The sequence below is a fragment of the Alicyclobacillus sp. CIJ1 genome, from assembly GCF_057538885.1.
The window spans coordinates 67,910-79,742 of record NZ_BAAJPH010000068.1; the positions used below are offsets into that span (position 1 = coordinate 67,910).

Annotated in this window: 8 protein-coding genes and 1 CRISPR repeat array; of the genes, 5 read left to right on the top strand and 3 right to left on the bottom strand. The window is 62.6% G+C overall.

Going from position 1 to position 11,833, the window contains the following annotated elements:
* Positions 1 to 70: 70 nt before the first annotated feature.
* Positions 71 to 2,962, bottom strand: coding sequence for an alpha-L-arabinofuranosidase (locus AC27E8_RS05910; RefSeq protein ID WP_487097346.1), 2,892 nt, complete (start codon positions 2,960 to 2,962; stop codon positions 71 to 73).
* A 173-nt stretch (positions 2,963 to 3,135) separates the two neighbouring features.
* Between AC27E8_RS05910 and AC27E8_RS05915 the strand changes: the two genes are divergently transcribed.
* Both AC27E8_RS05915 and AC27E8_RS05920 read left to right on the top strand, forming a co-directional pair.
* Positions 3,136 to 4,149, top strand: a complete 1,014-nt coding sequence (locus AC27E8_RS05915; protein WP_487097344.1) for a LacI family DNA-binding transcriptional regulator — start codon at positions 3,136 to 3,138, stop codon at positions 4,147 to 4,149.
* Positions 4,146 to 4,697: a glycerol-3-phosphate responsive antiterminator gene (locus AC27E8_RS05920; protein ID WP_014462963.1), complete on the top strand. Its 552-nt coding sequence runs from the start codon at positions 4,146 to 4,148 to the stop codon at positions 4,695 to 4,697. Before AC27E8_RS05915 ends, AC27E8_RS05920 begins: the two co-directional genes overlap by 4 nt.
* An 18-nt stretch (positions 4,698 to 4,715) precedes the next feature.
* Here AC27E8_RS05920 and AC27E8_RS05925 read toward each other — a convergent pair whose 3' ends face one another.
* Entirely contained in the window at positions 4,716 to 6,437 is a 1,722-nt protein-coding gene (locus AC27E8_RS05925; protein WP_487097342.1) for an MFS transporter, read from the bottom strand.
* Positions 6,434 to 6,907, bottom strand: a complete 474-nt coding sequence (locus tag AC27E8_RS05930; protein WP_487097341.1) for a MerR family transcriptional regulator — start codon at positions 6,905 to 6,907, stop codon at positions 6,434 to 6,436. Before AC27E8_RS05930 ends, AC27E8_RS05925 begins: the two co-directional genes overlap by 4 nt.
* Positions 6,908 to 7,092: 185 nt before the next feature.
* Positions 7,093 to 8,080: direct repeats of the CRISPR family, unit length 37 nt; unit sequence CCTTCAATGGGGCCGCCGACGATCTCGGCGGATCAAC.
* Positions 8,081 to 8,499: 419 nt separating this feature from the next.
* Here AC27E8_RS05930 and AC27E8_RS05935 point away from each other — a divergent pair.
* From AC27E8_RS05935 to glpK, 3 genes are all read left to right on the top strand, one after another.
* Positions 8,500 to 9,483 (top strand): inorganic phosphate transporter, encoded by a 984-nt coding sequence (locus tag AC27E8_RS05935; protein ID WP_487097339.1) that lies wholly within the window; start codon positions 8,500 to 8,502, stop codon positions 9,481 to 9,483.
* Entirely contained in the window at positions 9,480 to 10,115 is a 636-nt protein-coding gene (locus AC27E8_RS05940) for a DUF47 domain-containing protein (RefSeq protein WP_487097338.1), read from the top strand. Before AC27E8_RS05935 ends, AC27E8_RS05940 begins: the two co-directional genes overlap by 4 nt.
* A 193-nt stretch (positions 10,116 to 10,308) precedes the next feature.
* A complete protein-coding gene (gene glpK / locus AC27E8_RS05945) occupies positions 10,309 to 11,814 on the top strand; it encodes a glycerol kinase GlpK (RefSeq protein ID WP_487097336.1) in 1,506 nt (501 codons plus the stop codon).
* The last annotated feature ends 19 nt before the right edge of the window (positions 11,815 to 11,833 follow it).

The window sequence follows — 11,833 nt, forward strand, 5'->3', positions numbered from 1 at the left end:
ACGGCAGGAAGCCCGGACGCGCAGATGGCGCCCCCGCGGGCGCCATCCGGCATTGGCAGGGGCGAGCGGGTCAGCTCACGACAAAGTTGACCACGCCGCCGTTGGTGAAGTAGCAGTTGCCCGTCCAGTTGCTCGTGTCAAACGCCTGGAAGTTGAGCGGATACGTGCCCGCGGTCACCGACGACGGCACCTGCCAGGTGGCCGTCACGGTCTGGGTCTGGCCGGGAAGGAGCGTGGTGCTCGGCCAGTACTTTTGGAAGATGGCGCCGTTTTGCCCGTCCACCTCCACGTCGATGAGCCCGTTCTGGAGCGCGTCGGTCGACGAGACGTTCGCGAACGTGGTCTGGATGGTCACCGTGTCACCCGGCGCAATGGAGATGTTGGTTCCCGACGGATAGTGGCCGCTCGCGTCCGGCGCCGGCACGTTGTACGTGGTGCCGTTCACCGTGATGATGGTGTTCTTCGTGACAATGTCGCCGTACTTGGCAGCGGGCGGCTGATTCACGGTCAAGGTTACGCCCGCCGTATCGGCGTCGTACGTGGCGCCTGTGGCTGGATCGAACGCGAACGCCTCGACGGTGTAGGTCCCGTTGGCGGATGGGGCCGCGAAGCTCCAGGATTCGCTCGCCGGCGCGCCTGGCGCAATCTCCACGCCTGTCACCTCGTGGCTCGCGACGAGATCGCCCGTCGAGTCGTACAGCTCAAGTTCCACCGTCGCGCCGTGCACGGGCCTATCCGAGCTGAACGACGCGGTCACGGTCTCGGAGCCGCCGGCAGTCACGGTGGGCGAGGAGAGCGCCAGGGTGTCCGTCACCGACGCGGCGGCGTGCGGCGCGGGGATGAGCGGGTGTAGGACGAGATCCATGCCACTGTACGGCATGAGTTTGATCGACTGGGCGGTTGGCAGTGTCAGCGCTGGGGTGATGGCGCTCGATCCTTCGCCGTACACGAGCGCCTTCGTGATGGCGTAGGGCCCCACGCCGAGCACGTTCAGATTTGCGCTGTAGATGGTCGAAGGGCTGCGGTTGACGAGCATTAGGGAGATGTCGCCGTTTGGCTCCCGCACCGCGTGCACGTCGATGTCGCTCTGGGACGAGGCGGAGCCCAGGAAGGTGTCGCCCGGCCGCGCGAAGTCGGACACGAGATGGAAGCCGTAGTACGGCGGCAGCGGGGTGTATTCAGGCGGCTCCTGAACGCCCTTGGGCGTGGTCTGCCCGGACGACAGCAGCCCGTAATCGCCGAACAGGTTCTGGCCGTAGAGGCTGGGACTCGTGTAGTTGTCCTCGGCGCCGTTCAGGAGGTCCCACCAGTCGACGTTGGCCGCGCCCGCCTGCACGAAGCCGGCGAGATCGTCCGCTAGGAACAGCGCCTCGGGCAGGTTCGTCGACTGCTGCCCCGGATTGTAGGACACGCTGTTGGTCTCGGTCACGAAGATTTGGATATTTTTTGCGTTCGATCCGGCGTATGCGTTGATCTCGCGCTTGAGCTCCGCCACCATGGCGGGGATCTGATCCGTGTCGGCGAGGAGCCCGGCGTCGGTCTCCTGGCCGGGAGTCTCGGGGTACCAGTGCACGTCGACGAAGTCGATGTACGGGCCGAGCGCCTTGAGCACGACGGTGTTCCAGTCGTCGTTGCCGTTCACGGTGGCGCCCCAGGGCCAGTTGTACGGCATGGTGAGCACCGCGCCAATTTTGATGTTGGGATCGACGGCGCGCATGGCCTGGATGAACTGCAGGGCGTTCTGCGCGTAGGTCTCCGGGCTCAGGCCGGGGTTACCTTTCTGCGGTTGGTTCGGGACGGCGTGATCGTCCGCCTCCCAGCCGTTGCCGTTGTAGTAGCCGTTGCCATAGGTCTCGTTGCCGAGCTCCCAATAGAGGACGTTGTCGTGATGGGTGACGTCGGCGTACTTGACCCAGTCGGCCGCGAGCTGGGGCGTGCCGGTGCCGTAGTTGACGGTGATGATGGGCGTGGAACCTACGGCGTTCACGAACTGCATGAAGTTGTCAAAGGTGTCGCTGGGGTTGACGTAGCCCCCATCGTTGCGCGTGTTGGTCTCCCAGTTGTACACGTCCGAGATGGAGCCGCCGGGCCAGCGGATGAGCGTGGGATGGAGCGCCTGCACCTCGGAGATGACGGTCTGCGAGTTGAGCCCGCTGTCCCACACGGCCGCGTTCAGGCCAAAGGCGGTGGCGGGGACGGCCTGGAGGCTCGCGGCTGCGTTCACGGTGATGGTGGCGCTGGCGGTGGGCGCGCCGAAGCCGAGCGCGTTCGTGCAGATGCGGGTCATGAGCGCGGTCTGCGCGGCGCCCTGCGGATCGACTTGCGTTTCAAAGCTCGACCAGGTGCGGGCGAGATCGGACGGAGACAGCCCATTCTGGCGCAGGTAGGCGGAGATGGTGGGGGACAAGGACGCGGCCTGCGCGAGCGCGTTGCCGACGGTCGAGCTCGAGGCTTGGCCGGCCAAGATGGCTTTGGACGATTGGCCGATGACGGTCAAAAACGATTGATAGAAGAGGCCGACGGCGGGCGAAGAGAGCAGGGGAGAAATCGACTGAAGCGTCTGTAAAATCTGCGCGGCGTTGCTCCCGCGAGTCGATACGGCGCCGTACGTGGCCAGGTTGAACAGGCTGGCGACGGCCTGCGCGGCCTGGGACTGCGCGCTTGTCGCCGGGGACGCATTCGGATACAGCCATTGGAGCCACTGCGACGTCGACAGGTTGGACGCTGCCTGTGCTGCGGCCTGGACGGCGTTGAGCTCGGGCACCGTGAGCGCGTCGTGAATCACCTGCATCTCCGTGGTCATGGACGTCGACACGAGGTCGTCGGCGCGCACGCGAGTGGCGAGGCTCGGGCGATGTTGCGAGGCCAGATGGGCCGTGGGATGGGCCGCGGCCCATGTGGGTGACGCCCCGGTCCACAGCGTGATGACGGCGGCGAGCGAAGCGGACCAAGTCTTCTTCAACGCGATCCCTCCATGGACGAAAGCGGTTTCACCAAGATCAAAACGATTTAGTAAAATCGATTTACTTTCGTTATAGCGTCGGTTGTCTATAATGTCAATGAGCATCTTTTTCGCGATTCCAACGGCAGCGGTTTCCGCATTGCATCGCATTCGAGCACCGGGAGGGATTGAACGTGGCCACGGTGAAGGACATCGCGCGGCTGGCCGGGGTCTCGCCCACGACGGTATCCTGGGCGCTGAACGGCAAGCGCGTGAGCGAGGAGTCGCTGCGCAAAGTGCTGGAAGCCGCGCGCGAACTCAACTATCACCCGAAGATGAGCGCTCGAAGTCTGCGCGCGGGCAAGGTCTTTTCCATCGGATTCTACATCGTCAATCCAAGCCTGGATCCGCGCTTGAACGGGTATTTGTTTCCCATGCTCGCAGGCATTTCGAAGGTGCTTGCCGAGGACAACTATGCAATGCAGTTTGACATCATCACGCCCGACAAACTCGATATTTTAGCGAAGAAAGCGCTCGAACATTCTGTCGACGGGATGCTCGTGCTGCCCCAGTTTAGCGGCGTGACGGAGCGGTTGTTGAAGGAACTGCCCGAGAAATTCCCTGTGGTCTATATGCAACAGGACCCGGCGGCGAGCCCCGGGCACTGCGTCGTGATCGATCAAGCCGCGGGCGTGGAATTGGCCATTCGGCACCTGCATCATCTCGGCCATCGCGCCATCGGCGTCATCGCAGGCCCGGCGGAACACGTGGACAACGTGCTTCGCTTACAGGCGGTGCAGGCGGTGTTTCGCGATCTCGGCCTCAGCTGGCGCGAGGAGTGGGTGGCGCACGGGCAGTTCGACATGGAGAGCGGCGAGGCGGGCATGCGCCGGATCTTGGAGGCGCCGGATCGCCCCACGGCGGTCTTTTGCTTCAACGACTATATGGCCATCGGCGCGCTGCGAGCGGCGGCGAGCGCGGGCCTTCGGGTCCCAGACGATATCTCCATCCTGGGTTTCGACGACACGGACGTGGCGGAGGCGAGCACGCCCGCGCTGACGACCATTCAGCAACCGGTATTTCAGCAGGGCCAGCAGGCGGCCGCCATGCTCATGCGGCTCATCAAGGGAGAGGAGTTGCCCAAGCAGGTGGAGCGCATCCGGCCTGTGGTGATTGAGCGGTCGTCCGCGGAGCGGAGGCGGGCATGAATCCGTTCGAGGGCCGGCGCGTGCTTCCTGCGGTGCGCAGCCCAAAGGATTTCGAGGAGCTGATGCAGGGGCCGCATCCGGTGGTGGTGCTCTTGGAGACGAATCTCACCGCGCTTCCGAGCCTGATGCGCCTGGCGAACAAGGCGGGAAAGCGTCTCATCCTCCATGCGGATCTGATTCAAGGGTTGAAGCACGACGAGGCGGGGACCCAGTTTCTGTGCCAGATGATCCGGCCGTACGGCATCATTTCCACGCATGCGAGCGTGATTGCGACGGCGAAGAAGCAGGGCGTGATCGCCATCCAGCGCGTGTTTCTCATCGACTCGCACAGCCTGCGCACAAGTTACCGCGTTCTGCAGCAGGCGAAGCCGGATTACCTGGAGGTCCTGCCGGGCGTGGTGCCGCAGCTCATTGCGGAGATTCGCGAGCAGACGGGCCTGCCGGTGCTTGCGGGAGGCTTTGTGCGGACGAAGGAGGACGTGGAGCGGGCCGTCGCGGCTGGCGCGACGGCGGTGACCACCTCCGTGAAGGAACTGTGGCAGATGTAGGTGGGTTGTACGTCGGCCTCACTTGGCGATGCGCTCCGCTTCGCGCGTCGGCATGGCCTGAGGCTCTTGGTACGTGCCTCGAAATATCGAGGCCACTGCGCCAATCACCATGAGGACCGCCGAGATGACAAACGCCAGGGCGAGGCCGGTGTGAAACGGCGACGAGATGAGCGTCGGGAAGAAGTGCTTGCCCGTGATCACGGCCGCCTGGGATGCGGGTAGCTTGCTCAGCACGTTCAGGCCGCTTGGGCCGAGCAGGGACTCGAGCGGATTGTACCCGAGGAGCGCCGCGAACAGCGACGAGGTGGGCGGAAGTTTGGCGATGGCCTCCGCCGCCTTGACCGGCACGCCGTGCGCCGTGAGCCCCGACACGAGCGCCTGTGGCAGCTGCGCCGCGAGCCCGGCCACCACGATGGAGAAAAAGATCCCCATGCTCATCATTTGCCCCGCATTGTTGAAGGTGGAGCGCATGCCGGACGCCACGCCCCGGTACTGCGCCGGTACGGAGCTCATGATGGAGGCGTTGTTCGGCGATGCAAACAGCCCCATCCCCACGCCGATGACGAAGATGTCCGCCCAGAACGCAAAGCGGTTGAAATCGATGGGAAGTGCGGCGAGCAGCAAAAATCCGGCCGCGCTCACAAGCAGGCCGCCCGTCGCGAAGGCGCGCTGCCCGAATTTGTCGGACAGGTAGCCGCTGAGCGGTCCGGCGGCAAGAAATCCCACCATCTGCGGCAGCGTGTAAAGCCCCGCGATAAGCGGTGTGTTCTCATACGACACGCCGTGCAATGGCAGGTAGATCCCCTGCAGCCAGATGATCAGCATAAAGCTCAGGCCGCCTCGCGCGAGCGATCCCATGAACAGCGCCACGTTGCCCAGCGTGAACGGCCGGATCCGGAACAGCTCGAGGCGAAACAGCGGATCTGGCATACGCCGCTCGATCACGGCGAACACGCCGAGCATCACCACGCCGCCGACCAGGAGCGCGATGACCATCGGCGACGACCAGCCCATGCTGTGTCCCCCGTACGGCATAATGCCATAGGTCAGCGCGAGCATGAGGGCCAGGACGCCGAGGGCCAAGGTCGCGTTACCCGGGATGTCGAGTTTCGCGTTGCGCTGCGGTTTGGCAATCTCCTTCAGCATCAGGTACGCCCACACGGTTCCGACGATCCCGATGGGCACATTGACGAGGAACACGTAACGCCAATGCCCGGTCGAGGCCAGGATCCCACCCAGCACAAGGCCCACGACGCTGCCCGCCACTGCGGCGATTTGGTTCAGGCCAAGCGCAAGACCGCGTTGGTTGTTGGGGAACGCGTCGGTCAGAATGGCGGCACTATTGGAAAAGAGGAATGCACCGCCGATGCCCTGGATCATGCGGAAGATGATGAGCTCCAATTCTCCTGCTTTGCCATGGCTCCACGTCAGCGAGCAGAGCACCGAGCCGACGGTGAACACCAGGAATCCCAGGTTGTACAGGCGAACGCGGCCGAACATGTCGGACAGTCGGCCGAACGTCACGAGTAACACCGTCGTCGCCACGTTGAAGCCCATCAGGACCCAGAGCAACAAACTCGTCTGCCCGCTCTGCAGCGGATTGACCTGAATCCCTGCAAAGATGACGGGCAGTGCGATGATAAGAATCGTGCCATTGATGGAAGCCATCAACACGCCGAGCGTGGTGTTGGAGAGCGCAATCCACTTGTAAGCAGGACTTCTCGCATCCAAATTCCTCACTCACCCTCTTGGTCTTGAAATCCAACCGCCCTTGTTGCTTCCTCCTCGCGCTCTAGACGGGCTCGAATGCGTGTCAATCGGTTCATGTAATGTTCCCGCATGGCCGCAAGTCTCAACATCTTTTCGTCAATGTGGCGAATCACGTCCTCGAGCAAGTGCACGGATTCCGAAAGCATTTGGACGTTGTATTCGGGCTCCTGACCTTCTGCGATGCGCGCCCGATAGGCCTTTAACTGGTCTTCTGTGGAGAGAATGGACCGAATCTCTTGCAGCGAGTAGCCCAGGGCTTCCTTGAGGCGAAGAATGTGTTCGATGCGTTCAATCGTGTCTTCGTCATACACCCGATGTCCACCCGGTGTTCGCGGAACCTCAGGGATGAGGCCCTTCTCTTCGTAATAATGGAGCGTGCGCGGCGTGACACCCAACCGTTCCGCCACGGCTTCCACGGTCCACAGTTTGCCGCGATCCATCTTCCACCTCCTCAGCTTCTGCCGCACCCCAGTGTACGCCAATCAGAAACTCACGTCAACGTGAGGTTTAGGGCGCGCATACTCGCATCATCTGAACCAGGTAGAAGGGAAGCTGCAAGGCGAGCCCGCCGACGGTCTTGGCGGATCAACGCGGCTGTTGCAAGCGCACAGGCCCTCGGCGCACCGCTTCAATGGGGCCGCCGACGATCTCGGCGGATCAACATGGCTCAGTTCCATTTCATGGGCATTCCCTGCCCCCTTCAATGGGGCCGCCGACGATCTCGGCGGATCAACGAGGCTGATTTGTATGATCATCAATGTGGAGTATGAGCCTTCAATGGGGCCGCCGACGATCTCGGCGGATCAACTTGATGTTTGGCATCTTGATATTGAGATGTATTTACCTTCAATGGGGCCGCCGACGATCTCGGCGGATCAACTGCACGCCCTGTTTGGTCATCAGGTACATGTCGGACCTTCAATGGGGCCGCCGACGATCTCGGCGGATCAACTGCCCCAGGGCGCGCGGCTTTTCGCGTCGAGTCCGACCTTCAATGGGGCCGCCGACGATCTCGGCGGATCAACTGCACGCCCTGTTTGGTCATCAGGTACATGTCGGACCTTCAATGGGGCCGCCGACGATCTCGGCGGATCAACTGCGCGATTCGCTTTCTCTGTGTAAATCCAGGTATCACCCTTCAATGGGGCCGCCGACGATCTCGGCGGATCAACGCGCCAAGCACAACCAGTACCACGAGCGCGAACAGCCTTCAATGGGGCCGCCGACGATCTCGGCGGATCAACCACCCTCCAATAATATCCTTTATTAGGTCCCTGTAGCCTTCAATGGGGCCGCCGACGATCTCGGCGGATCAACCGCATAGATGAAGACGCAATGCTAGAAGTCTATATTCTTCAATGGGGCCGCCGACGATCTCGGCGGATCAACATGGCGTAATGAATGGCCTGGAGTTGCGCTCGTGCATTCTTCAATGGGGCCGCCGACGATCTCGGCGGATCAACATCGCCGAAGCTCAGGGCCTGCGCGTATCGGGAACCGGGCTCTTCAATGGGGCCGCCGACGATCTCGGCGGATCAACGGCACCTTCCCGCAGGATTCCGGCGCGACGATTTGGTCTTCAATGGGGCCGCCGACGATCTCGGCGGATCAACGCCACGCTTCACAGCCCGCTCCTGGTGCGGCTTTCCGGGCGAACATCGCGAACCTCTCCGACCCGTGGACTTTTCAGATCTCCCAACTGCCCTCATCATATCCTCACCCTGGCCAAAAATCCAGTCCCCACGCAGAATCCTTGCATTTCGCGAACCCCTTGGGTTTTCGCCATCGATTCAGGTTCGCGCTTCTTCAATGACGTTCGTCGCCGCAAGGAGACGCAATGATCACGTATCCCGACGCCGACGGGACCTCATGTCATGATGGTGTCTCTTTGAGCTGCCCTTGTACCACAGAACTTGACTTATCGTGTGTCATATGTGCTCCAAAAACACGTTCTCAAGCTCCCCATCGCACGTTATAATATGTCTTCTACTCCCAATCTCAACGTGGTGAGATCTAAGGGGGTGGCCAATGGGTGAGTGTTCTCGCAGCATACGCTCTCGTAGCGATCTTTTCGGCGCTCTCGGGATTGAACGATGGAGGAAATTTGCTCGCGGTGCTCGCGAGTTCGCGAATCTTGCCGGTGGCGGTCGTGATCGTCGAGATCGGCACATGTATGGCGGTTGCTCCGTTCCTCGTCGGAACGCGAGTAGCTAATACCATCGGCGCCGGCATTCTGCCGCTTGCCGAACTCAGCTTGCCCGTTGTGACGGCCGCGCTGATGGCGACGCTCTTGACGCTTGCCGCGTGTTACGTGTCAAGGCTGCCGACCAGCATCACGTTTGCGCTCGTAGGCGCAATGGGCGGAGTGGGAGCTGTGATGCTGGGGATGGATCGGGTTCACTGGGCAAGCGTCGGGCGCGTGGCGGGATGGCTCGTCTTGAGCGTGGTCCTGGCCGGCGTCGCGGGATATGTGGCCCACATTGTCGCGAAGCTCCTTCTGGGACGTGTGTCCGCGCGAGCGGGACGAGCGGCGCTTTGGACGGAGATTGCAACATCCGCTTGCGTATGCATAGGATACGGCGCAAACGATGCGGAGAAAACCCTGGGCCTTTTGGCGCTCGTGACGGGTGTGTCGCACCACCGCGGCACATTTCACGTGGCGCCGTGGATGGTCGGCTTCTCAACCGCGGCCTTTCTGGTGGGACTGCTCATGGGCGGCTGGCGCGTGGCGCGCACCATTCAGGGCCACGTCTTTCGCATCCGTCCCATTCACGCCGTCATGAATGAATTTGCCACCGCGGCCGTCGTGATCGCGGCCTCAAGCCTGGGCGGGCCGGTGAGCACGACGCAGGCGCTCGACAGCTCGCTCGTGGGCGTGGGGGCGAGCGCGCATGCGCGGCGGGTGCGCTGGCGGGTGGTGCGGAAGATGGCTGGGGTGTGGATGATGACCATGCCGCTCGCGTTTATCGTCGGATGTGTGACGGGACAACTGTTTGTTTGGGGGGGATACCGATGAGCAAGCTGGCGCAGTGGCTTCGCCCGCATGAGTCAAGGTTCTTCGCGCTTCTGGAGGCGCAGGCGCGGCAGGCACAACGAGGGGTGCATTTGCTCGGCGAGATTGTGGAGGTGAAGCCGGGTGAGGCCGAGCTGCGCCGGTATGCGGAGCGGATGCGCGCGCTGGAGCAGGAGGGCGACGCCATTCGGCGGACGATCATCGAGGAGCTGATCCGCAGCTTCATGACGCCGATGGATCGGGAGGATATCTATGATCTCTCCCGCAGCCTGGACGACATTCTCGACTATGCGCACACGACGGTGCAGGAGTTTCTGGTGTACGCAATTCCGTTTGAGACCGCCATTCATGAAATGGCGGAGGCGCTGAAGGAAGGCGTGGATGCCTTGGCCGAGGCGGTGGCCGGGCTCGTGAAGCCGGGGCCGTCTGTGCACGCGGCGATTGTGAGGGCGAAAAAGATGGAGAATCGGATGGAGGAACTGTATCGGGAGTCGAACGCCGAGCTGTTCCTGAGTCAGGACGTGCACCACATCTTCCGCATGCGCGAGGTGTACCGGCACCTGAGCAATGCTGCGGATAGGCTCGATAGGGCCGCGGACATGGTGGGGAGCATCTTGATCAAGGGGTTGGGGTGAGGGAGTGGCGCGCGACGGCCCGCAGCCCAACTGAAACCCTTTACAGAATGCGTGCGGCACGGTACAGTGGAGGCAAGTTGAAAGGTTAGCCTCTGAGCGTCTGAGACGGCGGCAATGACGCGTGGTTCGCCATGCGGGCTTTGTCCGCCGTCTGTTTGTATCGACCGCAGACTCGTTTCTTGTGGAGGGTATTATGGGCGCACGAACGTTCATCCTCGCCTTCGACCAAGGCACAACCAGCTCCCGCGCGATTTTGTTCGATCGCGCCGGGCGCATTCACAGCATCGCCCAGAAGGAGTTCACCCAGATCTATCCGAAGCCCGGCTGGGTCGAACATGACCCGATGGAGATCTGGGGGACGCAGAGCGGCGTCGCGCGCGAGGTGCTCGAAAAGGCGGCCGTGTCCCCGGAACAGGTGGCGGCCATCGGGATCACCAACCAGCGCGAGACCACTGTGGTATGGGAAAAGGAGACCGGCAAACCCGTCTACAACGCCATCGTCTGGCAAGATCGCCGCACGGCCGACATTTGCGACCAACTGAAGGCGGCCGGGCACGCCGATTTCATCCGCGACAAGACGGGCCTAGTCATCGATGCCTACTTCTCCGGCACGAAGATCAAGTGGATTCTCGATCACGTCGAGGGCGCTCGCGAGCGCGCTGAACGCGGCGAGTTGCTTTTCGGCACCATCGACACGTGGCTTGTGTGGAACCTGACGCGCGGCAAGGTTCACGTAACGGACTACACGAACGCGTCCCGCACCATGCTCTTCAGCATTCACACGCTCGACTGGGACGATGATCTCCTGAAGCTCCTCGACATCCCGCGCGCCATGCTGCCCGAGGTCCGCCCTTCCTCGTCCATCTATGGCCACACCGACGAGCACACGTTTGGCGGCGCGAACATCCCCATCGCCGGGATCGCAGGAGATCAACAAGCGGCGCTCTTTGGACAGACGTGCTTCGAACCGGGCATGGTCAAGAACACGTACGGAACGGGCTGCTTCATGCTCATGAACACAGGCGAGAAACCCGTGGCGTCGCCGTCCGGGCTGTTGACGACCATCGCCTGGGGGCTCGAGGACAAAGTCACGTATGCGCTCGAGGGAAGCGTCTTCATCGCGGGCGCGGCGATTCAGTGGTTGCGCGACGGGCTGCGCTTCTTCGACGCGGCGGCGGACTCGGAATACTTCGCGAGCAAGGTGGAGGACACAGGCGGCGTGTACGTCGTGCCCGCGTTCGCGGGGCTCGGTGCGCCCTACTGGGACATGTACGCGCGCGGCGCCATCTTCGGCCTGACGCGCGGAACCCGCAAGGAGCACATCATTCGAGCCACGCTTGAGTCGCTCGCGTATCAGACGAAAGACATCCTCGACGCCATGCAGCGGGATTCCGGTATTGAACTCAAGTCGTTGCGCGTGGATGGCGGCGCGGTGGCGAACAATCTGCTCATGCAGTTCCAAGCGGACATTCTCGGCGTACCAGTAGAGCGGCCGCGGATCACCGAGTCCACGGCGCTCGGCGCCGCGTATCTCGCCGGGCTCGCGGTGGGGTTCTGGTCCAAGGACGAGATTGCCCAGAGCGGAGACATCGAGCGCCGTTTCGATCCACAGATGGACGCGAAAACACGGGCGCGCCTGTATCGCGGCTGGCAGCGCGCCGTGGAGCGCACGATGGGCTGGGCGCAGGAGGACGTGTGACGGCTCGTAGATCCGCGCC